Origin of the sequence: Streptomyces sp. NPDC059037, from assembly GCF_042740015.1 — a bacterium.
Classification (GTDB): Bacteria; Actinomycetota; Actinomycetes; order Streptomycetales; family Streptomycetaceae; genus Streptomyces.
The window spans coordinates 1-24,720 of record NZ_JBHYIG010000143.1; the positions used below are offsets into that span (position 1 = coordinate 1).

The following is a 24,720-nucleotide window of genomic DNA, read 5'->3' on the forward strand; positions in this document are numbered from 1 at the left end:
CTAAACACCCGACCCACCCCACCCCCCCCCCACCAAACAACACCCGCCCGCCCCCCGCGCCCGAGGGCCCCGCGCCCCCACACTGCTCACGTTGCGATGCGCATCGGGGGTACTGCGCGGCTGCGGCTCGGGGGCGGGAGATGCGTACTCGCTGTACGCGCCGCCGGGCTCAGGCTCGTAGGGGGCGTGAGCGTCAGGCGCTGGCCTGGCGTGCACGGTTGCGAGCGGCGCGGCGCTTCATTGCGCGGCGCTCGTCCTCGCTGAGGCCACCCCAGACGCCGGAGTCCTGGCCGGACTCGAGCGCCCACTGCAGGCACTGCTCCATGACGGGGCAGCGGCGGCAGACGGCCTTGGCTTCCTCGATCTGCAGCAGCGCAGGACCGGTGTTGCCGATGGGGAAGAAGAGCTCGGGGTCTTCCTCGCGGCAAACGGCGTTGTGACGCCAGTCCATGGCTGCTACCTCTCCTAGGTATTACAAGCGGGTTGCTTGTGAATGTGAACGCTTTCACGAATCCCTCGACGACGGAAGGGACTTTCGTCACATACGCGACGATGTCCTGTGTGTTGAGGAGGGGGTTCTGGCTCTCTGTGGGGCCGATGTTGCGGGCCGTCCCGATCGCCATGTAGAGATTCGCAAACCTCGGCGGCGGATACAACCCCTTCCGGGAAGTTTTTTTTGATTCCTCAGTGTCGACTGGGTCACAGCCGTACTTCTATGGGGTGGACCCTGGTCTAAACGTTCGAGTGAAAGGACTTTGGCGCCTTCTGCTCACACAATCACACGCAGTGCACGGCGTACGCCTGTGAACGTCACGCTCGTCCGCAGTCCCAGGTGGTCGCCGTCCATCTGAAGGGGGAGCGGCACCTTCGAATGCAAGGTGAAGTCCGTCAAGTCCTGCAGCGTAACCGCGTGCTTACCGTGCGGTCCGCGATCGGGCGTCGAGGTCAGGAGCTGGGTCCCGTACCGGGCCACCGCGGTGGTCGAGAGCTTGCTCAGACCGAGCACGTCGAGGCCGGTGTCGAAGGAGGCCCCGGGGGAGGCGTACATCGGGCGATTGCCCAGGTAGGTGTACGGAGAGGTGTTGCAGACTATGGAAAGGACGAGGTCCGTCACGGGGTCCTCGCCGGCCCGTTCCAGCGTGATCGTGCCGTGCCTGCGGTGCGGCTCGTCGAGGAACTGGCGGAACACCTGGCGCAGATAAAGCGCATGAGTGGACCGTTTCCCGCGTTCCCTTTGCTGTTCGACCCGGCCGACCACTCCCGCGTCGAAACCGAACCCGGCGGCGAAGGTGAACCAGCGCCCGGGGACGGCTTCGTCCTCCGTGCCGGGAGTGCCCGAGATGCGGCCCAGGCTCACCGTCCGTTCGCTTCCCTCACGCAACGCGTCGAGCAGGGCGCCGGTCGCCTCCACGGCGTCGTTCGGGAGCCCCAGGGCCCGCGCGAAGACATTCGTGGAGCCGCCGGGGACGACGGCGAGGCGGGGCAGCCGGTCCGGGTCGGGGCCCTGGTGCAGCAGACCGTTCACGACCTCGTTGACCGTGCCGTCGCCGCCGAGGGCGACGACCAGCTCGATGTCCTTGCTCTCCGCGGCCTGCCTGCCCAGGTCCCGGGCGTGGCCGCGGTACTCCGTGGTGACCGCCTCGAGCTTCATCTCGCTGGCGAGCGCATGGATCAGTACGTCACGCGTGCGCGCACTGGTGGTGGTTGCCGCTGGATTGACCACAAGAAGTGCACGCATGCGAAGCAGAGTACCTAGCGGTCTTTACCTGGCCTAGACCGAGGGTCCGGACCGCGGAGAAGATCGTGGATACGCACAGCTACCCTGCAAGGGTGAGTACTGAGCCGAAGCCCACCCCCGAAGCCCCGGAATCAGGCCCGCGCCCCGCACGCCTGACGGCCGCCGCGGCGCTCGCCGCGCTGGAGGGCCTCGCGCTCCTCGCCGGGGGTGCGTACATGCTCGTGATGGGCCTCGCCGGTGAGCCCGACAACCGGCAGCAGGCCATCACCGGCGGCGGCACGCTCGTCGTCCTCGCGCTCGTGCCCCTGCTCGCCGCGCGCGGTCTGCTGCGGCGGCGCAGCTGGAGCAGGGGGCCCGCGATCATCACGCAGATCCTCGCGCTGCCGGTGGCCTGGCAGCTGCTGCAGGCGGACAGCGTGGCCATTCCGGGCGGCATCGCGCTGGCCGCGGTCGCCGTCGCCGCGCTCGTCCTGCTGGTCAACCCCGCCACGACCGAGGCCCTCGGCATCCGGGGCCCCGGCAACGTACCGGACGACGTGAAATAGCCGTCCCCTAGTGGCGGCCTACTCCTCGACCAGGAGCTTCTCGCGCAGCTGCGCGAGCGTGCGGGCGAGCAGCCGGGAGACGTGCATCTGAGAGATGCCGACCTCCTGCGCGATCTGCGACTGCGTCATGTTGCCGAAGAACCGCAGCAGCAGGATGCGCTTCTCGCGCGGCGGGAGGTCCTCCAGGAGCGGCTTGAGGGACTCCCTGTACTCGACGCCCTCCAGGGCCTCGTCCTCGGCGCCCAGGGTGTCCGCGACCGCCGGGGACTCGTCGTCCGTGTCGGGCACGTCCAGGGACAGCGTGGAGTACGCGTTGGCCGACTCCAGGCCCTCCAGGACCTCCTCTTCGGAGATCGCCAGTTTCTGCGCGAGCTCATGCACCGTGGGGGAGCGGCCGTGCTGCTGGGAGAGCTCGGCCGTCGCCGTGGTCAGGGCGAGCCGCAGCTCCTGAAGGCGCCGCGGAACCCGGACCGCCCACCCCTTGTCGCGGAAATGGCGCTTGATCTCGCCGACGACCGTCGGGGTCGCGTACGTGGAGAACTCCACGCCGCGCTCCGGGTCGAACCGGTCCACGGACTTGATCAGACCGATCGTGGCGACCTGCGTCAGGTCGTCAAGGGGCTCGCCGCGGTTGCGGAAGCGGCGGGCCAGGTGCTCGACGAGCGGCAGGTGCATACGGACCAGCCGGTTGCGCAGCTCCGCGTACTCGGGGCTGCCGTCCTTCAGCGTGCGCAGCTCGATGAACATCGCGCGTGCACCGCTGCGGTCCTGCGGATCGTGCCGGGTGTGCTGCTGCTCACCGTGTTCGCTCATGTATCCCGCCCGTTGCGCGCCGCCCCGGACGGAGGGCTGCTCGCGCTCCTCCTGGGCGGTCGGCTCTGCCTGCTCCGACGCGTCGGCCACCGTCGAGGGGCCCGGTTGCTCCGGGTCCTCCGGGTGCGGCCTGGCCTGCTGCTCGGGGATGCTCGCGAGGGCCGGCTCCACTGGCGTCTCGCGCCCCCTGGCGGGCGTACCGCCCCTGCCGACCGGCAGACCCCGTGTGCCGCGCTCTTCGTCCCGCACCGGCCCGTCCCCGTTCCTCACGCCGGCCCGGGTCCCGCGCCGCGCTTCTTGTAGAGGCTGATCGAGACGGTGTTGTCCTCGGCCACCGAGGAGTCGACCTGACCCGCGAGGGCGGACAGCACAGTCCAGGCGAAGGTGTCCCGCTCCGGGGCCCGGCCGTCGGTCGTCGGCGCCGATACGGTCACCTCCAACGAGTCGTCGACAAGGCGGAAGACGCAGCTGAGCACCGATCCGGGCACGGCCTGCTGGAGCAGGATCGCGCAGGCCTCGTCGACCGCGATGCGGAGGTCCTCGATCTCGTCGAGAGTGAAGTCCAAACGCGCCGCGAGACCGGCCGTGGCCGTACGCAGCACCGACAGGTAGGCACCCGCAGCCGGAAGGCGGACCTCGACGAAGTCCTGATTCCCGGGCTCGCCTGCGATCTGGGACACCCTCACCTCCAAGGTGGTACAAGCACTTTCGGGGCTCCAGGTCCACCGCACAGCGGCAGTCCGGTACAGCGTCACACGGGTAACGCGCCACGTAGTTCAGCGGTGACGCTACCGCGCTCCCCTGTTCCGTGTCCCGGGGACCCCGCTCCGTTCCTGTCACTCATAGTAAGCCTACGGGTACGGACAGTGGCTAGGGGTCGCGCGGGCCCAATTGGAGAGTACGGGCGTCGGGTTGACGTACCCAGGCCTCAGACGATCGAACCGTCCACGAAGCACCAACGCCAGCTCTCGCCCGGTTCGAAGGTCCTCATCACCGGGTGCCCGGTGTCCTTGAAGTGCTCCGTCGTGTGCCGGAACGGCGAGGAGTCGCAGCAGCCCACATGGCCACAGACCAGACAGAGCCGCAGTTGCACCGGGTGACTGCCGACCGCCAGGCATTCCGGGCACGTATCGGTCAGGGGCGTCGGTTCGGGGTGCGGCAGCGCTGCGACGTGCGGGCACTCGTTCATGATTGCCAGGTTACGACGGGAACGCGTATCGCGGAGGGCCTGGCCGATGGACGTACTGCCCCTGGTGGCGCTGATCGCGGCGAGTGCGGCGGTGGCCGGCGCCGCCCGCTGGACGCCGGTGCCCGCGCCGCTGCTCCTCGTCGCGGCGGGACTTGTCGCCGCGTACGTGCCCGGGGTCCCGGACTACCACCTGGACCCGCACATCGTGCTGCCGCTGATCCTGCCGCCGCTGCTGCACACCGCGGCCCTGGAGAGCTCGTACCTGGACCTGCGCGCCAACATCAGACCCGTGGCGCTGCTCTCCGTCGGGTACACGCTCTTCGCCACCCTCTCGGTCGGCTGGCTGGCCTATCTGCTCATTCCCGACCTGCCGCTGACCGCCGCGCTCGTCCTCGGGGCGGTGATCGCGCCGCCTGACGCGGTGGCGGCCACGGCCATCGCGCGCAAGGTGGGGCTGCCGTCGCGGATCACCACGATCCTGCAGGGCGAGTCGCTGGTGAACGACGCGACCGCGATCACCGCGTACAAGGTCGCTCTCGCGGCGGCGGTCGGCGAGGGTGCCAGCTGGGCGGGCGGGATCAGGGAGTTCCTGGTGGCGGCGGTCGGCGGCGTCGGGGTCGGGCTCGTCCTCATGGTGCCGATCCACTGGCTGCGCAGGTGCATGAAGGAGGCGATGCTGCAGAACACGCTCTCCTTGCTGATCCCCTTCGTCGCGTACGCGGCCGCCGAGCAGGTCGGGGCGTCCGGAGTGCTCGCCGTGGTCGTCGTCGCCCTGTACCTGGGGCACCGCTCCTGGGAGGTCGACTTCGAGACGCGGCTCCAGGAGGCCGCGGTGTGGAAAGTGGTCGCCTTCATCCTGGAGTCGGCGGTGTTCGCACTGATCGGGCTTCAACTGCCGCTCGTGCTCAAGGGACTCGGCGAGTACAGCGGGGCGCAGGCCGTCTGGTACGCCCTGGGGGTCTTCTTCTTCGTCGTCGCCATGCGCTTCGTGTGGTCGTACCCGGCCACCTATCTGCCGCGTCTGTCGCCGCGGATCAGGGAGCGCGAGAGCGACATGGACTGGCGGCGGCCGCTGATCGTCAGCTGGGCCGGGATGCGCGGGGTGGTCTCGCTCGCCATCGCCTTCTCCATCCCCCTCGTCATGGACGACGGGGAGCCCTTCCCCGCGCGCAACCTGGTGCTCTTCCTGACCTTCACCACCGTGATCGCCACGCTGGTCGTGCAGGGGCTCTCGCTGCCGTGGCTGATCCGTGTCCTGAAACTGCCGGGTCGGGACATCCAGGCGGAGACCCTCGCCGAGGCGCAGGCCCAGAACGCCGCCTCGCAGGCCGCGGAGCAGCGGGTGGACGAACTGATGCGGGACGAGCGCAACTGCCTCCCACAGCCCCTTCAGGACCGTCTGCACACCGTTCTCGAACGGCGCCGCAACTCCGTGTGGGAGCGGCTCGGTCAACCCAACCCCGTGACGGGGGAGTCGGCGGACGACACCTACCGCAGGCTCGCCAGGGAGGCGATCGCCGCGGAGCGGGAGGTCTTCGTGAAGATGCGGGACGAGCGGCGCATCGACGACGAGATGATGCGGACGCTGCTGCGCAAGCTGGACCTTGAGGAGGCGGCTGCCTACCGGGAGGTCGAGGACTGAGCCTCGCCGGGGGTCTTGTCCGTTGCCGTGATGACCGCCGTGACGGTGGTGCCGGGGGGAAAAACGCCCTCTTCGGAGAGGGCGGTCAGCGCGTACAGGAGCTTGGCCACGTAGACGCGCTCTACGGGGAGGCCGTGTCGGTCCTCGAAGTCGTCGGCGAAGGCGGTGAGTTCGGGGGTGGTGCGGGCGTAGCCGCCGCAGTGGAAGCGGTCGTCCAGCTGCCAATTGGAGGTGGGGGCGCCGAAGGTCCGCTCTTGCAGCGCCCGTATCTCGGGGCCGAGGAAGCCGCCTTTGAGTACGGGTATGCCGAGGGCGCGCTGGTCGGGGGCCAGGCCCGCGGCCAGGCCCGCCAGGGTGCCGCCGGTGCCGCAGGCCACGGCGGCGACGTCGGTGCGGCCTCGGAGTTCCTCGCCGAGGGCCGTGCAGCCCTGTACGGCCAGGGAGTTGCTGCCGCCTTCGGGGATGACGTACGGGTTCTCGGTGCCTGTTGTGCGGAGGATGGCTGCCAGGGTGTCGGGGTCTGCCTTCTGGCGATACGTCGATCTGTCGATGAAGTGCAGGCGCATGCCGTCCGCTGTGCAGCGGGCCAGGGACGGGTTCAAGGGGCGCTCGGCGAGTTCGTCGCCGCGGACGATGCCGATGGTGGGTATGCCGAGGAGGCGGCCGGCGGCGGCGGTCGCTCTGAGGTGGTTGGAGTAGGCGCCGCCGAAGGTCAGCAGGGCGGGGTGGTCCGCCGCTGTCGCGGCCGCCAGGTTCAGGGCCAGCTTGCGGTACTTGTTGCCCGGGAGGTCCGGGTGGATGAGGTCGTCGCGCTTGAGGGTGAGGTGCACGCCGTGCCGGTTGAAGCGGCTGTCCTCCACTGCCTGTAGGGGGCTGGGGAGGCGGGGGTGGAGGCTGGTCGGCGGGGTGGTGCTCACCCCGCCATTGTGCCTGCACCTTGGGCGGTGGGCAGGGCGGTGTCTGTGTTGCCCTGCGGCGTCGGCGGTGCTTGCCGCCCGGCTGTGTCGGTGCCCGGCAGCGCGGCGTTGTGCCCACCCGTTCCGCCGTGCGGAACGCCTGCCCACAACGGGGGCGGCCGGGCGGTCCGGGTGGGTGGCGTCGTGCGGAGCGGTTGCCCACAACGGGGGCGGCCAGGCGGTCCGGGTGGGTGGCGTCGGGTGGAGCGCCTGTCCGCAACGGGGACGGCCGGGCGGTCTGGGTGGGGGGTGGTGTGCGGAGCGGTTGCCCGCAACGGGCGGGCGGTGTGGGTGGGTGGCGGTGTGTGTGGCGGGCGTGGTGGAGGCGGGCCCGGGGTGGCCCGCCTGGTTGCAGGGGGGAGGGGGCTATTTGAGGCGGGCTGCGATTCGGTCGCGCATTGCGGTCATGGTGAAGCCCTTGGGGTCGATCTTGCCCGGCTGCCATTCCAGGTGGCCGATCACCGAGCGTTCCGTCCAGCCGTGGTGGCGGCAGAGTGCTGCCGAGACGCGTTCGATGGCGTCCAGCTGGGCCTCCGGCCACGGGTCCTCGCCGTCGCCGAGGTTCTCGCACTCGAAGCCGTAGAAGTGGCGGTTGCCGTCGGTGTTCGCCTCGTTGTCCGGGGGGAGCCTCTTCTCGGCGATCACCGCGCGCAGTACGTCGTCGTCACCGAGGCCCGCGTGATTGGCGCGGCCGTAGCCGACGAGGTGCACGCGGCCGTCCTTGGTGATGACGCCGTGACAGAGCGGCCCCGGCAGGGACGCGTAGCCGTCGCGGCAGATCTCCACCGTCCGTTGGCTGCCCGATGTGACGGTGTGGTGGATCATCACGCCGTGCACCGGGCCCCACGGGCCCTTGTGGTTGCGGTTGTGGTGCGGCCAGTCGCCGACTTCGACGACCGTCACGCCTTCGTCCTTGAGCATGTCGAGGAACCTGCCCGCGGACATGGGTGGGGCCATGGCCGACTCCTTTGCGGAGCACGACGGCCGCCGGTCGCGGACCGTCTTGTATGTCCGCTTTTACCGGAACTATGGTGCCCGGACCAGCCGTTCGGACGTATTCCGTTGCTGTTCGGGCGCCGTGCGAGCCGATTCAGTCAGCCGCGGTGGTCGCCACCGTGCAGGAACCCGTCCCCGTGCGTCGCGATGTGGGACTCCAGCGCCTGCAAGGCCTGCTGAGTGTCCTGCGCGGAGCCGGACCCGCGCTGCTGCGCGTAGTACGCCGCGCCCAGCTTCTTCAGGAGATCGCCGCCCGCGCGCTGCGCCTGGACTTCGTCGATCTTCTGCTTGCCCTGAGTGAGTCCCCGCTGCGCCTGTTCCTTGGCGCGATCCAGGAAGCCTGCCATTGCCGTCTCCTGCCGATTGAGTCGATTGAGTCGATCGAGTCGGTTGAGTCGATTGAGTCGGTCGATGCGGGGGGGGGGTGGTTCTCTGCGGTCTCTCTTTTGTCACTCGTTCAACGGGTGCCGGGATCTTGGAGTTCCCCGTACACCCCATACGCGGGGGTTGCCCCGTCCCCAGTGATCCATTCCCGCTCGTTTGTGTAATGGCGCGGACACTCACCGTGCTGCAAGTGTTGGCGGCGCAGATCAGTGCTTGATCGGGAGGGCATCGCAATGTCGGTAGGCGAAGAGGTCCGTGCGGAGCAGGCCAAGCCGCAGCAGAGTCTGGGTACTTCGGCCGCACGGAATCTGGCCACCACCACCAAGTCCGCACCGCAGATGCAGGAGATCAGCTCCCGCTGGCTGCTCCGGACGTTGCCATGGGTGCAGGTGCAGGGCGGTACGTACCGAGTGAACCGGAGGCTGAGCTACTCGGTCGGTGACGGCCGGGTGACGTTCGTGAAGACGGGGGACCGGGTCCAGGTCATCCCGGCGGAGCTGGGCGAGCTGCCGGTCCTGCGGGACTACGAGAACCTCGAGGTGCTCGGCGAACTCGCCCAGCGCTGTCAGCAGCGCGAGTTCGCCGCCGGCGAGGTCATCGCCTCCTTCGGCAGCCAGGCAGACGAGGTGTTCCTGCTCGCACACGGCAGGGTCGAGAAGATCGGCACCGGACCCTACGGCGACGACACCGTCCTCGGGACTCTCGCCGACGGTTCGTACTTCGGAGACCAGTCGCTGCTCGACCCGGAGACCATCTGGGAGTACACGATCCGCGCGGTGACCGCGTGCACCGTGCTCACGCTGCCCCGCCAGGACCTCGACCAGGTCGCGGAGCGCGCGGACACGCTGCGCGATCATCTCCAGCGGCTGCGGTCCGTCCCGGCCCAGCGGACGAACACGTTCGGCGAGGCGTCCATCGACCTCTCCGCGGGACACGTGGGCGAGGCCGTGCTGCCGGGCACGTACGTCGACTACGAAGCGGCGCCGCGCGAGTACGAACTGAGCGTCGCCCAGACCGTGCTGCGCGTCCACTCGCGCGTGGCCGACCTCTACAACCAGCCGATGAACCAGACCGAGCAGCAGTTGCGGCTCACGGTCGAGGCGCTCAAGGAGCGCCAGGAGCACGAGCTGATCAACAACCGCGAGTTCGGGCTTCTCAACAATTGCGAGTACGAGCAGCGGTTGCAGCCGCACGACGGCGTGCCGAGCCCGGACGACATGGACGAACTGCTCAGCCGCAGGCGGGGTTCGAAGCTCTTCCTCGCCCACCCGCGCGCGATCGCCGCGTTCGGGCGCGAACTCAACAAGCGCGGGCTCGTGCCGGAGACCATCGACATGGGAGGCAACCGCATCCCGACCTGGCGCGGGGTGCCGATCTTCCCGTGCAACAAGATCCCGGTCAGCGAGGCCCGCACCACCTCCATCATCTGTATGCGTACGGGAGAGGAGGAGCAGGGCGTCATCGGCCTCCACCAGGCGGGCATCCCGGACGAGATCGAGCCGAGCCTGTCGGTGCGCTTCATGGGCATCAGCGAGCAGGCGATCATCTCGTACCTGGTGTCGACGTACTACTCGGCGGCGGTCCTGGTGCCGGACGCGCTCGGCGTGCTGGAGGACGTCGAGATCGGCCGCTGGTCGTGAGTCCGTGTCTGTGGTCGCGCGGACGGGTACACCCACTCCGTACGCGCCCACAGGCCCAGGAAACGCCACCGTCCGCCTCCTTCCCGGGGTGAGTCCATGACGGACACGACGACGGGCATGACGGAGATGGCGCAGGGCACCGCAGATGCGTACGGGGGCCAGGAAGGGTACGAGGGCCACGAAGCGGCGGAGGTCCTGGCGTCGGCGCGGCTCCGCGTCGACCCGGAGCTGCGCCGGGCCGTCGACTCGCTGCCCGGATCGATGCGCCGTGTCGCGCTCTACCACTTCGGCTGGGAGCACGCGGACGGCACACCGGCCGCGGGACACGCGGGCAAGGCCATCAGGCCGGCGCTCGTGCTCGCCGCCGTGCGGGCGCTCGGCGGGGAGCCCGCGATGGCCGTCCGGGCCGCCGCGGCCGTGGAGTTGACCCACAACTTCACGCTGCTGCACGACGACGTCATGGACCACGACACCACCCGCAGGCACCGGCCCACCGCCTGGACCGTGTTCGGCGAAGCCGACGCGATCCTCGCCGGTGACGCCCTGCAGGCGCTGGCGCAGCGGCTGCTCGCCGAGGACCCGCACCCCGCGGCCGCGGCGGCGGCCGCCCGCCTCGCCTCCTGCGTGGTGGAGCTCTGCGCGGGCCAGCACGCGGACTGCGCCCTTGAGCGCAGGGGCCCCGACGGGGTCACGCTCGACGAGTGCCTCGCCACGGCCGAGGCCAAGACGGGGGCGCTGCTCGGGTGCGCCTGTGCGCTGGGGGCGTTGTACGCGGGTGCGGGGCGCGCCGAGGTGGACGCGCTCGACGGGTTCGGCCGCGAGGCCGGTCTCGCCTTCCAGCTCATCGACGACGTGATCGGCATCTGGGGCGACCCGGGCCGCACCGGCAAGCCCGCCGGCGCGGACCTCGCCGCCCGTAAGAAGTCCCTGCCCGTGGTCGCCGCGCTGGCCTCCGGCGCCCCGGCCGCCGCCGAGCTCGCCGAGCTGTACTCACGGCCGCCCTGCGACGCCGACCCGGACCGCATGGCCCGCGCCGTCGAAGCGGCGGGCGGCAGGGACTGGGCGCTGCTGCACGCGGCGGACCGGATGTCCCGCGCGATCAACCAGCTCGCCGGCGCGGTGCCGGTCCCGGAGGCGGCGGGCGGCCTGCTGGCCCTCGCGGAGTTCGTGACCCGGCGTACGCATTGACGGCGTACGCATTGACGGCGTACGCGGGGACAGCGGCGCGAGCACGGAACGTACCGAGGGGGGATCCACGAGGCACGCGAGCCTTATGCGCCGAGCGAGCTAGCCGGGCCCCGCACTCCGCCGATATCCGGACAGGGTGCGGGGCCCGGCCATGCGTGGGGGCACGATCACTTAGGCTGCAACCGGTGGCGCGGGAAACGCAGTTGAGCGTGGCAGGGCAGGCGTGGCCGATGTGCACTCAAGGGGTTAGGGGCGGGCCGTGGGCGTAGCGATCCGGAGAGCCGGCGAGGGCGACAGGGCGGATGTCGTCCGGTTGCTCGACGCGGCGTTCCAGGACGATCCGGTGAGCGGCTGGGTCTTTCCCGACCAGGAGCACCGCCGCGAGAGGCACGGCGCCCTGATGGCCGCCTTCCTCGACATCGCGCTGAGCGAGGGGTACGTCGACATCACGGAGGACGGCGCGGCCGTCGCCCTGTGGTGGTCCGTCCCCGCGGGCACCCACGAGGACGGCACGGACGGCGAGGACGGCCCCGCGCAGCTCCGCGCCGCCGTCGACCCGGCGAACACGCGGATCGAGGTGATCGGCCGGCTGACCGGCGACGCACACCCCTCCGACCGGGCCCACCAGTATCTGCACATGATCGGCGTGAGCCCCGAGCGGCAGGGCGAAGGGCTCGGCTCCGCGCTGATCGACGCCGTGCTCGACCGGTGCGACCGCGAAGGGCTGCACGCCTATCTGGAGGCGAGCAACAGCCGCAGCCGTGCGCTGTACACGCGGTTGGGATTCGCTTTCACCGGGAACGCCATCGATCTGCCGGACGGTCCGCAACTGTGGCCGATGTGGCGGGAACCGCAGTCGCCCGATTCGGGCCGCGACAGCCGACGATTCGCATAAAGTCGCTACATTGCGGCTGTGTTGTCCGCAGGCGCGACGAAGGGTGTGAATCATGTCCTGCGAACTGCTTCACGACATGCTCGTCGGCACATCCCGCGAGACGACGGGAACCGCGTCCCGCAACACTTCAAGTACCGCATCCCGCGCACTACTTGTTGCGGAGGCCTTTGTGGAAGTGGCTGACTCCCTGGCCGATGAATTCGACCTCGCCGAGTTTCTGCACAACCTCGCGGTGCGCTGCGTGGAACTCCTTGGCGCGGCGGCGGCCGGTGTGATGCTGGCCGAACCCGATGGCCGGCTGCGGCTCGGCGCGGCGTCCAGCGGGCAGCCCTGGGTGCTCGATCTGTTCTCCCTGCAGGAGACCCAGGGGCCGGGCCCGGAATGCTGCCGGTCGGGCGCGGCGCACACGAACATCGCCCTCGGCGGCCGGGAGGCGGCCGCCGTCTGGCCGGAGTTCGCCCAGAACGCGCTGGCGGCCGGGTTCTCGACGGCGCATGTGCTGCCCCTGCGGCTGCGGGGCGAGATGCTCGGCGCGCTGAACCTCTTCCACGCGCGGGGCGATGTGCTGGGCCCCGACGAGGTGGCGCTCGCACAGGCCCTCGCGGACATCGCCACGATCGCCGTCGTGCAGCGGCGTTCCCTGCAGCAGAGCGAGGCGGAGCGCGGCCAGTTGCAGGCGGCGCTCAGCAGCCGGGTCATCATCGAACAGGCGAAGGGCGTGCTCGCCGAGCGCTGGCAGTGCACGGTCGACGAGGCGTTCACGGCGCTGCGGGGGCACGCACGGGCGAATCGGCTGCGGCTTTCGGAGCTGGCGAGCCAAGTGGTGAAGGGGGAATTCGACACGGACGGAATCCGTCCGGGCCGGCCCCGAAAGACCGGACCCGAAAGGATGCCGGGAATGAAGCCCGGCATGACGCGGGGAATGACGCCGGGAGTGACGCCGGGAGTGACGCCGGGAGTGACGCCGGGCGCGACACCGGGAATGAAGCCGCGCGACGCCGGGAATCGGGACTGACCGAAGCCGCTGACCGCTGGACTATCCGCCCCGCGCACCCCGCCATATCCTGGACGTATGGGCAACGATGGGAGCCGCTCCCGCGCCCGCCCGCAGGACGAGCCGGTGTGCCCGGCCTGCGGACGGCCCGTTGGTACGGCCATCAAGCGGCGGAAGGTGCTCGGGGCGTTCGTCCCCGTGTGGGGCCCCGGCCCGTGCCACAACCCGCGGTGCGAGGCATGCGTCGACGAAGTCGCGCAGCCGCCGCAGGAGCAGGAGCAGACGCAGCCGCCGCCCGCCGACGCCGCGCCTTCGCGGTCCGACGAGACCTAGGCGCCGCCGCGGCTGACACGTACGGCAGGCCATGAGGGCCGAGCCGCACGGACCGAGAGACACAGAAGAAGTCGGCGTGCTTCCGCGCCGCCCGGGCTAAGTTCGTCGAGTCAGTGTGTCGCCTGGGAGGGACGGATGGATGAGGCTGCGGGGCATGACCGGCTGCGCTGTTGCGGGGCTGGTGGCGGTGGGGATCGCGGGGTGCGGGTCCGATACCTCCGGGGCGGGTGCGGCGCAGACGCCCGGTGTGCCGACGGTGAAGAGTGAGCGGGATCTGCCCGAACTGCCGCTGGAACGCTATGAGTTCAGTGACCGGGACAACGCGCGGCACACGGAGGCGCAGGCCCGTCTGACGCAGCAGTGCATGCGGGACCTCGGCTTCGACGACTTCCCGCTGTATCCGCAAGAGCCGAACGACAGGCAGTCGGTGACGCTGACCGCCGTGGCGGTCACCTCGTACCCGTACGGGCCGCTCGATCTCGACGCCGCCCGCCGCTGGGGCTATGGCTACGACCCGGAGAAGTCCGGAGCCGCCGCCGGACGGACCAAGGGCCGCACCATGACGGACGAGGAGTACGAAGCGCTGTACGGGTTTCGCCGCAAGCCCTCCGGGAGCGGTGGCTGCGCCGGTGCGGGCGGCGAGCGCCTCATGGCGGGCGTGCCCGACGCGGCGCACATGTGGACGTACACATCGGAGCGGAGCCGGCGCCTGGACAAGGCGGCGGCCAAGGACGAGCGGGTGCGCGACGCGCTCGGCGCGTGGTCGCGGTGCATGGCCGGCAAGGGCGTCAAGCGGTACAAGACCCCGGGTGACGCCTTCGGCGACAAGGCCTGGGGCCGCAAGGGCCGCAGCGACGGCAACACCACGCGTACGCGACGGGAGTTGGCGACGGCGGTGGCCGACGTCGAGTGCAAGCGGGAGCAGAACACGGCCGGTGTGTGGTGGGTCGTGCGCAAGGAGAAGCAGAGCGCCGACGTGGCCGGTCACAAGGACGCGTACGAGGCGGTCCGCGCGGACCAGCAGCGGGTGCGGGCCAACGTGCGGCGGATCCTCGGTGAGAAGTGACCCGGTGCGGATTGATCCTCGGTGAGCGGTAATCCGCGGCGAGACGTGGCGGACAGCTGCATCATGGGTTCATGGACATGACCGACCTTGACGACCTGCCGTCCGCCGTCGACGCGGAACGGCTCCTCGCACTCGCCGACGGCCATCACCCCCGCACCGCACGGGCGTTGGGCGTCCGCGAGGCCGGCGGGCACCTCGTGAAGATGTACGCCGTCGAGGCACCGGGGCGGAAGGTGACCGGGCCGGACGAGACGGCGGCGCTGCGGATCGCCGGCGCGCATCTCGGCCTCGGCGGGGCCCGCGGATCGTCCGGGCTCGCCGTGCTGATCGTGCACTTGGGCGGTGACGGCGACTACGTCCTCGTACAGAGCTGGATCGAGGGATACATGGCGGACCTCGCGGTCTTCGTCGGGCCCGCAGGGAAGCCGGACCAACTCCGGCCGGGGCGGGCCGGGTTGGCGCCCTGCGTGTGGGAGGCGGCCGTGCTCACGCATGAGCGCGACGCGTACGTCCGGTGCGTGCTCGACGGCGGCGGGAGCCTTCCGGAGCGGCTCACCGCCTGGGGCAAGGACGTCATCGAAGGGGACCTGCGATGACGGGCGAGACGACGGGCGAGACGACCGGCGAGACGACCGGCGAGACGACCGGCGAGATGGACGCGATGACGGACGCGATGACGGACGCGACGACGGACGGCACGCCCCGCGTACGCCGCGCTCGCCCCGCCGACCTCCCCCGCATCGCCGAACTCGCCGCCGAGCACGCCGTGTACGAGAAGGCCCCGCCGCTCGCCCCGGGTCTTGCCGGGCGTCTTGACGTGCTGCTCTTCGGGACGCCCGCGCCGCGGCTGCGCTGCCTCGTGGCCGAGCTGCCGGGCGGCGAGGTCGTCGGCTATGCCACCTGCGCGCCGGAGATCTCCACCTGGGACGGGGCCGAGTACCTCCACATGGACTGCCTCTTCCTGCGCGACGGCCACCGCGGACTCGGCCTGGGCGCGCTGCTGACGGACGCGGTGAGCGCCGAGGCCCGTGCCCTCGGGCTCACCGAGGTCCAATGGCAGACTCCCCTGTGGAACGAGGGTGCGATCCGCTTCTACGACCGGCTCGGCGCGACCGCTGCCGAGAAGCGCCGCTACACCCTCTCCGTGACGGATCGCGACGGGGGAATGTGACGGATGGACCAGAACGAAGCTCTGGCGGCCCGCTTCGAGGAGCACCGGCCGCATCTGAAAGCCGTCGCCTACCGCATGCTCGGCTCGCTCAGCGAGTCGGAGGACGCCGTCCAGGAGTCCTGGATCCGGCTCAGCCGCTCGGACGCCGGGGAGATCGAGAACCTCGGGGGCTGGCTGACGACCGTCGTCGGCCGGATCTGCCTCGACATGCTGCGTACGCGACAGTCGCGGCGCGAGGAATCCCTCGCGCTCTCCCAGGACACCCACGTGCCCGACCCGGTGGTCAGCTGGGGCGAGGTAGTCGATCCCGAGCAGGAGGTGCTGCTCGCCGATTCGGTCGGCCTCGCCCTGCTCGTCGTACTCGAGACGCTCGCCCCCGCCGAGCGCCTCGCCTTCGTGCTGCACGACATGTTCGCCGTGCCCTTCGACGAGATCGCCCCCATCGTCGAGCGCACCCCGGCCGCGACCCGGCAGCTGGCCAGCCGCGCCCGCCGCCGGGTCCAGGGCTCGGCTCCCACGCCCGACAACGACCCCGTGCGGCAGCGCGAGGTCGTCGGCGCCTTCCTCGCGGCCGCGCGGGGCGGCGACTTCGACGCGCTGCTCGAACTGCTCGACCCCGACGTCGTGCTGCGCGCCGACACCGGCGAACTGGCCTCCGGGCTCTCGAAGCTGGTGCGCGGCGCGACGGTGGTCGCCGGGCAGGCCTCGATGTTCTCGAAGGGGGCGCCGCCGACCGCGCTCGCGCTCATCAACGGCAGGATCGGCGTGGTCGGCGTGCCGGACGGCGAGGTCGTCTCCGTCATGGAGTTCACCATCACGGACGGGAAGATCGTCGAGCTCAACATCCTCGTCGACCCCGATCGCGTACGAGCCCTCGGCCTGCCGAAGTTCACCGCCTGACGCCGGCCACCTCCCGCAGGTACTCCTTGCGGCAGAGCGGATTCCGGTCGGTCCGCCGCCGGGCCGGGGGCTCGCCCCGGACCGGCTGGTACCGCTCGAAGGCCGACTCAAGCTCGCCCTCGCCGCGCGTCAGCGAGGGCAGCAGCTGCTCCAGCTCGTGCACGCGGGCTGCCGGGATCTCGCCCTCGACCAGATACGCGGATCCGTGCGCCGTCTGCGTGTGGGGGACGGCCCGCAGCCGTGAGAGCACCGGCAGGAGCTGCCCGAACAGGTCCTCGGGGACCGTGAGCCGGAACCGGTGCAGCGGCTCGTGCACCTGGGTGCCCGCCCGCCGGAGCGCGCTCAGCAGGATCAGCGGGGTCAGCTGCCGGAAGTCACCGGCCGTGCTCGACATGCTCTTGTCGAACGTGCCGTGCGCGTGGCTCTGCCGCGGCCAGTACCCGGAGTGCGTCATGGTGACCACGCAGTCGCCGACCTCCCAGCCGTACACGCCCTGCAGCAGCGTCTCGTGCACGGTCTCCTCGACGGCCCGGAAGAACGCGTACGGCATCGAACCGAGCTCGACCTCCAGGCGGAACCGGACGCCGGAACCGGGCGGACCGGGATCGACGCGAAGGCCGACCGTCGCCAGGAACGGATTGTCGCCCTTGTCGATGATCTCGTGCGCGGCGCCGCTGCCCGTCACGCGCTCCACGCAGATGGTCGTCGTCTCGCGGAACTCGACCTCAAGTCCGTACTCCTCGGCGAGCGTCGCCTCCATGACCTCCTTCTGGACCTCGCCGTAGAGCGACACGTACACCTCCTGCCGGACGTCGTCCTGGCGCAGGTCGATCAGCGGGTCCTGCTCGGCGAGCTGGGCGAGCGCGAGGTGCAGCGCGCCCCTGTCGCGGGCGCGCGCGGGCACCACGACGGTCTCCAGGGTGGGCGGCGAGAAGTGGTGCCGGCCGGGATCGCGGGTGACATCGGGTACGCCGATGACATCGCCGATCCGGATGTCGCCGAGCCCCCACAGCTTCCCGATCTGCCCGGCGGCCACGCCGTCGCGCGCCGCGGCGGAACCCCGGTCGAAGACACTGACCGCGGTCACCTTGCCCTCGCGGCCGCCGGTGAACGGCAGCCGGTCGCGGGTGCGCACCGTCCCCGCGAACATCCGTACGTACGCGATCTTCTCCCCGGCGTCCCCGCGCTCGACCTTGAAGACGGTGCCGGAGGCCGGGGCCTGCGGGTCGCCGTCCTGGGAGGGCAGCAACTCCCGGATGCCCGCGATGAGTTCGGGCACGCCGGCGCCGGTGGCGGCGGAGCCGAAGAACACCGGGTGCACCAGGCAGCGGCCGGTCTGTGCGGCCAGTTCGGCGCGGAGCCGCTCGTGGGTGAGGCCCGCGTCTTCGTCGACGTACGCGGAGAGCAGTGCGTCGTCCTGCGCGGCAAGGACGTCGACGAGCCGGTCGGTGAACGCGGGATCACCGGCGGCGTGCGCAACGAACCGCGCGTCCTTGGCGCCCGCGCCACGCACCGTCCCCATGGGCACGACGGCCGGGGCGAGGCGCTCGGAGATGCTGCTCAGCAGCTCCTCGGGGCGGGCACCGCGCCGGTCGATCTTGTTCACGAAGATCAGCGTGGGGATGCCGAGCCTGCGCAGCGTCCGCATCAGCACACGGGTCTGCGCCTGGACGCCCTCCACGGCCGAGACGACGAGCACGGCGCCGTCGAGCACGCTGAGCACCCGCTCCACCTCGGCGATGAAGTCCGGGTGGCCGGGGGTGTCGATGAGATTGACGGTGACGTCGTCGACGGCGAAGGGGACGACGGCGGACTTGATGGTGATGCCGCGCTGCCGCTCAAGCGCCAGCGAATCGGTCTGGGTGTTTCCGTCGTCGACGCGACCGATCTCGTCGATGACACCGGCGGCGTGAAGGAGCCGCTCGGTCAGGCTGGTCTTCCCGGCGTCAACGTGCGCCAGGATCCCCAGGTTCAGGGTGTTGGTCGTGCTCGACGAATGCGTATGCACTGAGCGTCATGTCCTCTGGGTCGACGGCGATTCCCTTCTGGCTGGACATGAACGAACGGCGCATTACGTCTCCTTGACGGCCTGGGTGTACGCGGCAAGTGCAGCAGGGGCGGCGGAGGGCGGCAAGCGAATTAATGGGCGGCACGTGGCCGTGTACGTCACTAGGGTCCAGGCATGCTGACCGCCACCCTCGCGTTCGCGGGCGTCGCCGCGCTCATCAACATCACGCCGGGCCTGGACACACTGCTCGTCCTGCGTACGTCCGTGGCCCACGGCAAGGAGGGCGGATTCGCCGCCGCGCTCGGCATCCTCACCGGCTGCCTCGCCTGGGGCGTGGCCACGGCGGTCGGCCTCACGGCACTGCTCACGGCATCCCGGCTCGCGTACGACGCCTTGCGCATCGCGGGCGCCTGCTACCTGGCGTGGCTCGGCGTCTCGGCGCTGTGGCGGGCGCGGCGGAGGGGGCCGGCGAGGCGGAGGGGGCCGGCGAGGCAGCGGGGGCCGGCGAGGCAGTCGGAGGAGCCCGCGCAGCCGGAGGAGCCCGCCGCCGCCTCGCCCCGCGGTCGCCGGGCCGCCTTCCGCGCGGGGCTCGCCACGAATCTGCTCAACCCCAAGGCCGGGATCTTCTACATGAGCCTGGTCCCGCAGTTCATCCCGGCCGGGGCGCCCGTCTTCCGTACGACACTGCTCCTCACGGCGGTCGACCTCGTCGAACTGGCGCTCTGGTACTGGGTCGTCTCCCACGCCGCCTCGTCACTCGGCGACCGCATCAGACGCCCGTCCTTCCGGCGCCGCCTGGAACAGTTCAGCGGCGTGGCATTCCTCGGCTTCGCCGCGAACCTGGCCCTGGCCGACCACCGCGCGTGACGGTGTCAGCAGGTGAGCTTCTGCGCGTGCGCCGGGTCGAGGGCGTTCAGGACGAAGCGCGTCGCGGTCTGGTGGTAGCTGATGCCGAGGTGCTCGGTCAGCTCCAGGGGGCAGTGGTCCTGGAGCTTGCTCTGGGTGACGTTGTCCGCCTTCGCCAGATAGGACGAGGTGTAGGGGGTGATCACCCAGTCCGTCCGGGTCGCGAGCACCGAGTAGTCGACGGCCGGGTCCGTCTCGCCGCCCTCGTTGAGCGCCGTGACGAAGTCGGAGCCGGTCGTCTGCTGCATGCACGCGGGGCAGGCCGCACCGGTGAGATCCTCGGCGCCCGGTATGAACTTGGCCATCGTGGCCATGCCGGAGAGCGTGGTGCCGTGGTTGTTGGGGGTGAGCGCGACGAGCTTGTCGACCTTGGCGGCGCCGCCGAGGTTCTTCATGTAGTGGCGCGGCATCAGGCCGCCGCCCTGGGAGTGGCCGACCAGATCGACCCGGGAGGACCCGGTCTGCTCGCGGACCTTGTCGACGAACGCCGAGAGTTGTCCCGCGGAGTCGGCCATGTCACCGATGCCCTGGAGGAGTTGGCCCTCCTTGCCGCCGTAGTTGGGCGCGTAGACGCAGTAGCCCGCGTCCTTGAGCTTCGGGGCGAGACCGGCCCAGTTCATATAGCGGTTCTCGAAGGTGCCGTGCACCAGGACGACCGGCGTGGGGTGTTCGGCGCTCGGCCGGCAGGACCAGTCGTTCGCACCGGTCGGCACGGCCGCCGGGTGGGCGAGTGCGTACGCGGTCGCCGCGGCGAAGGTCTTCTGCGGCGGGCCGACCTGCTCTTCGGCTGCGGGCGCCGCCGGTGTCGCGGTGGCCTGGTGCGTCACGATGCCGAACGCGCCGAGGCTGACGGCGGCGGCGATGCCGGACACCGCGGCGACGAGGCGGCGGCGCGACGAACGGCCCCTGTGCTTGGGGGAGTTGTGGGTACTGCGGGAGTTGCGGGGGCTGACGGACATGCGGGCACGGATGGACATGCGGCTCTCACCCTTCACTTCCGTACGGGTCGGGCTCGGTGTTACCGGCGCGTATCGCCGGGCGGCACACGCTGGTTCAGCCGCCGGGCGCACGCCACGGGCCGCGCCGCAGGGCGCCGAAATCCTGAACGCGCGTGACACTTCCGCGCCCCGGCCACTCACGCCGGTGAGCCCTCCACCGCCCCGTACGTCACGGGACTGGACCCGGGCGTCCGCGTCCCCACAGACTTACTGTTCGGTAACCGCCGGGTGTCGAGGGAGGGATGGGCTGTGCAGAGCACCGTGAGTACGTTCTCCCGCCGGCCGTGGCACGAGATCCCCGAGGTCTTCGCCGAAGTGCTGCGGCCCCGCATCGAGGAGATCGCCGCGGAGATGCTCACCGCGATCCGCCGTGACGTGCGCGTCTACCAGCGGCCGACCGTATCCGCCGTGGGCCGGGACGTGACGGCCGCCGTGCACCGCGCCATGCGCCAGTTCGTGGAGCTCGTCGACGACCCGGAAGCGCCGCAGGGTGACCATGAGCTCTTCTTCCAGCGCCTTGGCCGGCTCGAATTCCTCAACGGCCGCGGCACGGACGGGATCCAGGCCGCCTACCGCACCGGCGCCCGGGTCGCCTGCCGCCGGTACGTCGCGCTCGCGCAGGAGGCCGCCCTGCCGCCGGAGGCCGGCCTGGCCGTCACCGAGGCCGTCCTGGTGCACACCGCCGCGCTGTCCGATCTCGCGGTGCGCGGCCATGCGGCAGCCAGGGCCCGCGCCACCGGACCGACCCAGCGCAGCCGCAGGGCGCTGGCCGCGCAGCTCCTCGAGCAGTCGGCGCAGCCCCGCGGCGAAGCGCTCACCGCCCTTGCGGAGCAGGCGAGTTGGCGGCTTCCCGAAGCGGTGGCCTGTCTGGTGATGCGGCAGGCGGGCGGTGGCGGACAGGTGCTCGCCGCCGGTCTCGACGAGGACGTACTGATCCTGCCGAGGGGCGGTGAACTGCTCCTGGTCGTCCCCGATCCGGAGGAGGGCGGCCGCGTGGACCGGCTGCGGGCGGCGGTGCGCGATCACGCGGCGGCCATCGGCCCCACGGTCGCGCTCGGCGACGCCTGGCTCTCCTCGCACTGCGCGCGGCTCGCCCTCAAGCACCGGCGCAGGCTCGACGCACCCAGGGGCGAACTGCTCGCGGCCGCCGACCACCTGCTCGACGTACAGCTGCTGTCCGGCGCCCCGATCGGGCGGCTGATGGCGGACCGTGTCACCGGCGTCCTCAAGGGGCTGCCACCGGGGAAGGCAGCCCGGCTCGCCCAGACCCTGGAGGCACTGCTCGCATCGTGGGGACGCACGGCCCCCGAGGTCGCGGACGCCCTCGGCATCCACCCGCAGACCGTGCGCGGCAGGCTCCGCCAGCTGGACGACCTCTTCGGCGTACGGCTCACCGATCCGACGTTCCGCACCGGAGCGCTCCTCGCGCTGCGCACGCGGGCACTGACGGGCGCGGATGCGGGGCCGGGCAAGCGGCGGGATCCTGGAAAGGAGGAGTGAGTGCGATGAGGGTCATGTTGAGAGCGCGCCTGGACACCCAGCTCGCGAACGAGGCGGTCAAGAACGGCACACTGCCCAAGATCATGCAGGAGATGGCGGCACGCATAAAGCCCGAGGCCGCGTACTTCGGCCCCAGCCAGGGCAAGAGGTGTTGCACCTTCGTCTTCGACATGCAGGAGAGCCCGGAGATGCCGGCGATCGCCGAGCCGCTCTTCGAGCTGGGCGCGGAGATCGAGATCAACCCGATCATGAACGCCGAGGATCTGGCGAAGGGTCTCGCGGCGATTCGGAGCTGACGGAACGCCGAGAGCACCCGGCTCCGCGCGGATGCCGGGTGCTCTCGTGTGCGCGAAAAAGGGGGCTGACCGCCAGGGGTCAGGCCTTCTTCGTCTCCCAGAAGATCTTGTCGATCTGGGCGATGTAGTCCAGCGCCTTCTGGCCCGTGGCCGGGTCCGACGAGGCCTTCGCGGCCGAGAGGGCCTTGAGGGTGTCGTTGACCAGCTGGTGCAGCTCCGGGTACTTCTCGAAGTGCGGGGGCTTGAAGTAGTCGCTCCAGAGCACCGACACGTGGTGCTTGGCGAGCTCTGCGCGCTGCTCCTTGATGACCACGGCGCGCGTCTGGAACTGCACGTCGTCGTTGGCGGCCATCTTGTCCTGGACTGCCTTGACCGACTCCGCCTCGATGCGGGCCTGGGCCGGGTCGTACACGCCGCAGGGCAGGTCGCAGTGGGCGCTGACCTTCACCTTGGGGGCAAACAGGCGGGAAAGCATGTAGCTGTCCTTCCTCGTGATCGTCTTCTCAGGTGGGACATTACTCCGTGAGAGACGGGTTTTCGCGGGTGCCCCCATGGGCTTAGGACAAAAGTCCAGGGTCAGACTGGGACTCGTGGAGGATAGGACCGGGGAGGTGCCGGTGATGCCGGAGCTGTCGCAGGAGAGCGAACGGAGAAGGGCCATCTTGCCGTTGGGCGCTGCCGAGGTGACCGGGCCGTCGATGGTGCCCACGCTGTACCACGGTGACCGGCTGATGGTGCAGTGGGGCGCGCGGGTGCGGGCCGGTGACGTCGTGGTGCTCCGGCATCCGTTCCAGCAGGACCTGTTGGTCGTCAAGCGGGCCGCCGAGCGGCGCGACGGCGGCTGGTGGGTGCTCGGGGACAACGCGTTCGCGGGCGGGGACAGCACGGACTACGGCACCGTGCCCGAGGAACTCGTCCTGGGGAAGGTGTGGTTCCGCTACCGCCCGCCCCGGCTCAAGTCCGCTCAGCGCTCCCCGTTCGCACTGCTGCGCTGGGCCGTGTCGGCCGCGCGGCCCGTGCTGTCCGACCGCTCCGTCTCCAAGCGCTTGCGGGCCCGGTAGGCGGCGACATTGGCGCGGGTCGCACAGCGGTCCGAGCAGTAGCGTCGGGAACGGTTGGTCGACGTGTCGAGATAGGCGTTGCGGCACGGCGCTGCCTCGCACAGGCCGAGGCGGTCCACGCCGTGCTCGGTGAGGTGGAAGGCGAGGCCCATCGCGGCGATCGCGGCGTATCCGGCGGTCGCGTTCGAGGGGTGGTCCGCCAGGTGCATGTGCCACAGCGGACGGCCGTCGTCGTCCCGGTGGTCGTGGCCGGAGATCTGCGGACTGACCGGGAACTCCAGGAGCAGTGAGTTCAGCAGGTCGACGGCGAGCGTCTCGTCGCCGCCGTCGGCCGCTTCGAAGACCGCGCGGAGCCTGGCCCGCACCGAGCGGAAGCGGGTGACGTCGGAGTCCGTGGCGCGGCGTGCCGCCTGCTGGTTGGCGCCGAAGAGCTCGCGGACCGCCTCGACCGACGTCAGTGCGTCCTTGTTGCGACCCGGCTCCTCGCTGTTGACCAGACGTACGGCGTAGTCCGAGTAATAGGCCAGTTCCACTTGTAGTCCTTACCGGGGCGGGCTATCTTCGTGAGTGCGTGAGTAACGGCTGCGCGTGCTTCGAGGGTATTACGAGAGCGTATTACGTACTGGAGGGGTTCTGATGACGGAAACCGCGCCCGCGACCGACTGGCGTGCCTGGCAGGACAGCTGGGACCGGCAGCAGGAGTGGTATCTGCCCGACCGCGAGGAGCGGTTCCGGGTCATGCTCGACATGGTCGAGGCCACCGTCGGCCCCGAACCGCGCGTGCTCGACCTCGCGTGCGGTACGGGGAGTATTACGGACCGGCTGCTCATGAGGTTCCCGAAGGCCGTCAGCACGGGCGTCGACCTCGACCCCGCGCTGCTCGCCATCGCCGAGGGCACCTTCGCCGGGGACGACCGCGTCACCTTCGTCACCGCGGACCTCAAGGACCCCGAGTGGACGTCTCAGCTCCCGTACGACACGTACGACGCCGTCCTCACCGCCACCGCCCTGCACTGGCTGCACAGCGAACCCCTCACCGCTCTGTACGCCCAGATCGCGGGCGTCGTCAGGGACGGCGGAGTCTTCCTCAACGCCGACCACATGCCCGACCCCGCGACGCCGCGCCTGAACGCCGCCGACCGGGCCCAGCGGCACGCCCGCATGGACGCCGCCAAGGCCGACGGCGCCCTGGACTGGAAGGACTGGTGGGACCTCGCCGCCAAGGACCCGGTCCTCGCCGAGCCCACCGCCAAGCGCTTCGAGATCTACGGCGAGCACGCGGACGGCGACACCCCGCCGCCGGAGTGGCACGCACGGACCCTGCGCGACGCGGGCTTCGGCGAGGCGCGGACGGTGTGGTCGTCGCCGTCGGACGCGATGGTGCTGGGGCTGAAGTAGCGGATACGCGAAGGGGGGGGGGGGATACCCGTGTTGGTACCCCCCCGCGCGGGTTTGGGGGGGGGTTTAGCACCCACGACAAGAAACACAGGGGCCCCGCGGG

At 70.7% G+C, this 24,720-nt stretch carries 28 protein-coding genes; 16 read left to right on the plus strand and 12 right to left on the minus strand.

The features are described 5' to 3' along the window. Positions 1-193: 193 nt before the first annotated feature. Together ACFWY6_RS26380 and ACFWY6_RS26385 are read right to left on the minus strand one after the other, a co-directional pair. Positions 194-451, minus strand: a complete 258-nt coding sequence (locus tag ACFWY6_RS26380; protein WP_016639615.1) for a WhiB family transcriptional regulator — start codon at positions 449-451, stop codon at positions 194-196. Between the two features lie 318 nt (positions 452-769). Further along, on the minus strand, positions 770-1,738 hold the full coding sequence (locus ACFWY6_RS26385) for a diacylglycerol/lipid kinase family protein (protein WP_384695048.1): 969 nt from the start codon (positions 1,736-1,738) through the stop codon (positions 770-772). 92 nt (positions 1,739-1,830) lie between these two features. Here ACFWY6_RS26385 and ACFWY6_RS26390 point away from each other — a divergent pair, with 92 nt between their 5' ends. Then, on the plus strand, positions 1,831-2,283 hold the full coding sequence (locus tag ACFWY6_RS26390; protein WP_384695050.1) for a hypothetical protein: 453 nt from the start codon (positions 1,831-1,833) through the stop codon (positions 2,281-2,283). An 18-nt stretch (positions 2,284-2,301) separates the two neighbouring features. Here the strand turns inward: ACFWY6_RS26390 and ACFWY6_RS26395 are convergent, their stop codons facing one another. From ACFWY6_RS26395 to ACFWY6_RS26405, 3 genes are all read right to left on the minus strand, one after another. Further along, positions 2,302-3,345, minus strand: a complete 1,044-nt coding sequence (locus tag ACFWY6_RS26395) for an RNA polymerase sigma factor SigF (protein WP_384695051.1) — start codon at positions 3,343-3,345, stop codon at positions 2,302-2,304. Between the two features lie 17 nt (positions 3,346-3,362). Further along, positions 3,363-3,776, minus strand: a complete 414-nt coding sequence (locus ACFWY6_RS26400) for an anti-sigma regulatory factor (RefSeq protein ID WP_135332116.1) — start codon at positions 3,774-3,776, stop codon at positions 3,363-3,365. Positions 3,777-4,024: 248 nt separating this feature from the next. After that, the gene (locus ACFWY6_RS26405; protein ID WP_384695053.1) at positions 4,025-4,285 is read right to left on the minus strand and encodes a UBP-type zinc finger domain-containing protein; all 261 of its coding nucleotides are present in this window, start codon (positions 4,283-4,285) and stop codon (positions 4,025-4,027) included. A gap of 46 nt (positions 4,286-4,331) precedes the next feature. Between ACFWY6_RS26405 and ACFWY6_RS26410 the strand changes: the two genes are divergently transcribed. Next, the gene (locus tag ACFWY6_RS26410) at positions 4,332-5,927 is read left to right on the plus strand and encodes a Na+/H+ antiporter (protein WP_384695056.1); all 1,596 of its coding nucleotides are present in this window, start codon (positions 4,332-4,334) and stop codon (positions 5,925-5,927) included. Here ACFWY6_RS26410 and ACFWY6_RS26415 read toward each other — a convergent pair. The 3 genes from ACFWY6_RS26415 to ACFWY6_RS26425 form a co-directional block, all read right to left on the minus strand. Beyond that, the gene (locus ACFWY6_RS26415; protein ID WP_384695059.1) at positions 5,906-6,844 is read right to left on the minus strand and encodes a 1-aminocyclopropane-1-carboxylate deaminase/D-cysteine desulfhydrase; all 939 of its coding nucleotides are present in this window, start codon (positions 6,842-6,844) and stop codon (positions 5,906-5,908) included. The two genes, ACFWY6_RS26410 and ACFWY6_RS26415, sit on opposite strands and share 22 nt — an antisense overlap. Positions 6,845-7,249: 405 nt before the next feature. Beyond that, positions 7,250-7,840: an N-acetylmuramoyl-L-alanine amidase gene (locus ACFWY6_RS26420; protein WP_384695061.1), complete on the minus strand. Its 591-nt coding sequence runs from the start codon at positions 7,838-7,840 to the stop codon at positions 7,250-7,252. 137 nt (positions 7,841-7,977) lie between these two features. Beyond that, positions 7,978-8,226: a hypothetical protein gene (locus tag ACFWY6_RS26425; RefSeq protein ID WP_384695063.1), complete on the minus strand. Its 249-nt coding sequence runs from the start codon at positions 8,224-8,226 to the stop codon at positions 7,978-7,980. Positions 8,227-8,496: 270 nt separating this feature from the next. Between ACFWY6_RS26425 and ACFWY6_RS26430 the strand changes: the two genes are divergently transcribed. The 9 genes from ACFWY6_RS26430 to ACFWY6_RS26470 all read left to right on the plus strand — a co-directional run bounded on the left by ACFWY6_RS26430 (position 8,497) and on the right by ACFWY6_RS26470 (position 16,450). Continuing rightward, on the plus strand, positions 8,497-9,903 hold the full coding sequence (locus tag ACFWY6_RS26430; protein ID WP_384695065.1) for a family 2B encapsulin nanocompartment shell protein: 1,407 nt from the start codon (positions 8,497-8,499) through the stop codon (positions 9,901-9,903). Between the two features lie 117 nt (positions 9,904-10,020). Continuing rightward, entirely contained in the window at positions 10,021-11,091 is a 1,071-nt protein-coding gene (locus tag ACFWY6_RS26435) for a family 2 encapsulin nanocompartment cargo protein polyprenyl transferase (protein ID WP_384695103.1), read from the plus strand. Between the two features lie 259 nt (positions 11,092-11,350). Next, positions 11,351-11,986: a GNAT family N-acetyltransferase gene (locus ACFWY6_RS26440; RefSeq protein ID WP_384695068.1), complete on the plus strand. Its 636-nt coding sequence runs from the start codon at positions 11,351-11,353 to the stop codon at positions 11,984-11,986. A gap of 169 nt (positions 11,987-12,155) precedes the next feature. Then, complete coding sequence (locus ACFWY6_RS26445) at positions 12,156-13,001, plus strand: ANTAR domain-containing protein (protein ID WP_384695071.1); 846 nt, start codon at positions 12,156-12,158, stop codon at positions 12,999-13,001. 57 nt (positions 13,002-13,058) lie between these two features. After that, positions 13,059-13,313, plus strand: a complete 255-nt coding sequence (locus ACFWY6_RS26450; RefSeq protein ID WP_384695074.1) for a hypothetical protein — start codon at positions 13,059-13,061, stop codon at positions 13,311-13,313. 154 nt (positions 13,314-13,467) lie between these two features. Then, positions 13,468-14,379, plus strand: a complete 912-nt coding sequence (locus ACFWY6_RS26455) for a hypothetical protein (protein WP_384695075.1) — start codon at positions 13,468-13,470, stop codon at positions 14,377-14,379. A 71-nt stretch (positions 14,380-14,450) separates the two neighbouring features. Next, a complete protein-coding gene (locus ACFWY6_RS26460; RefSeq protein WP_384695078.1) occupies positions 14,451-14,975 on the plus strand; it encodes a hypothetical protein in 525 nt (174 codons plus the stop codon). 77 nt (positions 14,976-15,052) lie between these two features. Next, positions 15,053-15,550, plus strand: coding sequence for a GNAT family N-acetyltransferase (locus ACFWY6_RS26465; RefSeq protein WP_384695106.1), 498 nt, complete (start codon positions 15,053-15,055; stop codon positions 15,548-15,550). Between the two features lie 3 nt (positions 15,551-15,553). Further along, a complete protein-coding gene (locus tag ACFWY6_RS26470) occupies positions 15,554-16,450 on the plus strand; it encodes a sigma-70 family RNA polymerase sigma factor (RefSeq protein ID WP_384695081.1) in 897 nt (298 codons plus the stop codon). Here ACFWY6_RS26470 and ACFWY6_RS26475 read toward each other — a convergent pair. Continuing rightward, complete coding sequence (locus tag ACFWY6_RS26475) at positions 16,440-18,458, minus strand: GTP-binding protein (protein ID WP_384695084.1); 2,019 nt, start codon at positions 18,456-18,458, stop codon at positions 16,440-16,442. The genes ACFWY6_RS26470 and ACFWY6_RS26475 overlap by 11 nt on opposite strands. A gap of 174 nt (positions 18,459-18,632) precedes the next feature. On the opposite strand from ACFWY6_RS26475, the gene ACFWY6_RS26480 reads away from it, so the two are divergent. Further along, positions 18,633-19,325 carry a LysE family translocator gene (locus tag ACFWY6_RS26480; RefSeq protein ID WP_384695086.1) on the plus strand — a complete coding sequence of 231 codons (693 nt, stop codon included), beginning with the start codon at positions 18,633-18,635 and terminating at the stop codon, positions 19,323-19,325. Between the two features lie 5 nt (positions 19,326-19,330). On the opposite strand, the gene ACFWY6_RS26485 is transcribed toward ACFWY6_RS26480, so the two are convergent. Next, on the minus strand, positions 19,331-20,341 hold the full coding sequence (locus tag ACFWY6_RS26485) for an esterase/lipase family protein (protein WP_384695089.1): 1,011 nt from the start codon (positions 20,339-20,341) through the stop codon (positions 19,331-19,333). Between the two features lie 270 nt (positions 20,342-20,611). Here ACFWY6_RS26485 and ACFWY6_RS26490 point away from each other — a divergent pair, with 270 nt between their 5' ends. Next, positions 20,612-21,862: a PucR family transcriptional regulator gene (locus ACFWY6_RS26490; protein ID WP_384695092.1), complete on the plus strand. Its 1,251-nt coding sequence runs from the start codon at positions 20,612-20,614 to the stop codon at positions 21,860-21,862. A 14-nt stretch (positions 21,863-21,876) separates the two neighbouring features. Beyond that, positions 21,877-22,158: a hypothetical protein gene (locus ACFWY6_RS26495; protein ID WP_384695094.1), complete on the plus strand. Its 282-nt coding sequence runs from the start codon at positions 21,877-21,879 to the stop codon at positions 22,156-22,158. Positions 22,159-22,237: 79 nt separating this feature from the next. On the opposite strand, the gene sodN is transcribed toward ACFWY6_RS26495, so the two are convergent. Next, positions 22,238-22,633 carry a superoxide dismutase, Ni gene (gene sodN, locus ACFWY6_RS26500; protein WP_384695097.1) on the minus strand — a complete coding sequence of 132 codons (396 nt, stop codon included), beginning with the start codon at positions 22,631-22,633 and terminating at the stop codon, positions 22,238-22,240. Between the two features lie 145 nt (positions 22,634-22,778). Here sodN and sodX point away from each other — a divergent pair, with 145 nt between their 5' ends. After that, positions 22,779-23,219 (plus strand): nickel-type superoxide dismutase maturation protease, encoded by a 441-nt coding sequence (sodX, locus tag ACFWY6_RS26505; RefSeq protein ID WP_360768005.1) that lies wholly within the window; start codon positions 22,779-22,781, stop codon positions 23,217-23,219. Here the strand turns inward: sodX and ACFWY6_RS26510 are convergent. Next, positions 23,123-23,752, minus strand: coding sequence for a CGNR zinc finger domain-containing protein (locus tag ACFWY6_RS26510; protein WP_266870684.1), 630 nt, complete (start codon positions 23,750-23,752; stop codon positions 23,123-23,125). The two genes, sodX and ACFWY6_RS26510, sit on opposite strands and share 97 nt — an antisense overlap. A 103-nt stretch (positions 23,753-23,855) precedes the next feature. Here ACFWY6_RS26510 and ACFWY6_RS26515 point away from each other — a divergent pair, with 103 nt between their 5' ends. After that, positions 23,856-24,617, plus strand: coding sequence for a class I SAM-dependent methyltransferase (locus tag ACFWY6_RS26515; protein WP_384695100.1), 762 nt, complete (start codon positions 23,856-23,858; stop codon positions 24,615-24,617). The last annotated feature ends 103 nt before the right edge of the window (positions 24,618-24,720 follow it).

Excerpts from the sequence above, each read along its gene's own strand:
- ACFWY6_RS26380 (WP_016639615.1), bottom strand. The coding sequence starts at position 451 with ATGGACTGGCGTCACAACGCCGTTTGCCGCGAGGAAGACCCCGAGCTC.
- ACFWY6_RS26385 (WP_384695048.1), bottom strand. The coding sequence starts at position 1,738 with ATGCGTGCACTTCTTGTGGTCAATCCAGCGGCAACCACCACCAGTGCG.
- ACFWY6_RS26405 (WP_384695053.1), bottom strand. The coding sequence starts at position 4,285 with ATGAACGAGTGCCCGCACGTCGCAGCGCTGCCGCACCCCGAACCGACG.
- ACFWY6_RS26410 (WP_384695056.1), top strand. The coding sequence starts at position 4,332 with ATGGACGTACTGCCCCTGGTGGCGCTGATCGCGGCGAGTGCGGCGGTG.
- ACFWY6_RS26420 (WP_384695061.1), bottom strand. The coding sequence starts at position 7,840 with ATGGCCCCACCCATGTCCGCGGGCAGGTTCCTCGACATGCTCAAGGAC.
- ACFWY6_RS26425 (WP_384695063.1), bottom strand. The coding sequence starts at position 8,226 with ATGGCAGGCTTCCTGGATCGCGCCAAGGAACAGGCGCAGCGGGGACTC.
- ACFWY6_RS26430 (WP_384695065.1), top strand. The coding sequence starts at position 8,497 with ATGTCGGTAGGCGAAGAGGTCCGTGCGGAGCAGGCCAAGCCGCAGCAG.
- ACFWY6_RS26435 (WP_384695103.1), top strand. The coding sequence starts at position 10,021 with ATGACGGAGATGGCGCAGGGCACCGCAGATGCGTACGGGGGCCAGGAA.
- ACFWY6_RS26450 (WP_384695074.1), top strand. The coding sequence starts at position 13,059 with ATGGGCAACGATGGGAGCCGCTCCCGCGCCCGCCCGCAGGACGAGCCG.
- ACFWY6_RS26455 (WP_384695075.1), top strand. The coding sequence starts at position 13,468 with ATGACCGGCTGCGCTGTTGCGGGGCTGGTGGCGGTGGGGATCGCGGGG.
- ACFWY6_RS26460 (WP_384695078.1), top strand. The coding sequence starts at position 14,451 with ATGGACATGACCGACCTTGACGACCTGCCGTCCGCCGTCGACGCGGAA.
- ACFWY6_RS26465 (WP_384695106.1), top strand. The coding sequence starts at position 15,053 with ATGACGGACGCGACGACGGACGGCACGCCCCGCGTACGCCGCGCTCGC.
- ACFWY6_RS26470 (WP_384695081.1), top strand. The coding sequence starts at position 15,554 with ATGGACCAGAACGAAGCTCTGGCGGCCCGCTTCGAGGAGCACCGGCCG.
- ACFWY6_RS26480 (WP_384695086.1), top strand. The coding sequence starts at position 18,633 with ATGCTGACCGCCACCCTCGCGTTCGCGGGCGTCGCCGCGCTCATCAAC.
- ACFWY6_RS26485 (WP_384695089.1), bottom strand. The coding sequence starts at position 20,341 with ATGTCCATCCGTGCCCGCATGTCCGTCAGCCCCCGCAACTCCCGCAGT.
- ACFWY6_RS26495 (WP_384695094.1), top strand. The coding sequence starts at position 21,877 with ATGTTGAGAGCGCGCCTGGACACCCAGCTCGCGAACGAGGCGGTCAAG.
- sodN (WP_384695097.1), bottom strand. The coding sequence starts at position 22,633 with ATGCTTTCCCGCCTGTTTGCCCCCAAGGTGAAGGTCAGCGCCCACTGC.
- sodX (WP_360768005.1), top strand. The coding sequence starts at position 22,779 with ATGCCGGAGCTGTCGCAGGAGAGCGAACGGAGAAGGGCCATCTTGCCG.
- ACFWY6_RS26515 (WP_384695100.1), top strand. The coding sequence starts at position 23,856 with ATGACGGAAACCGCGCCCGCGACCGACTGGCGTGCCTGGCAGGACAGC.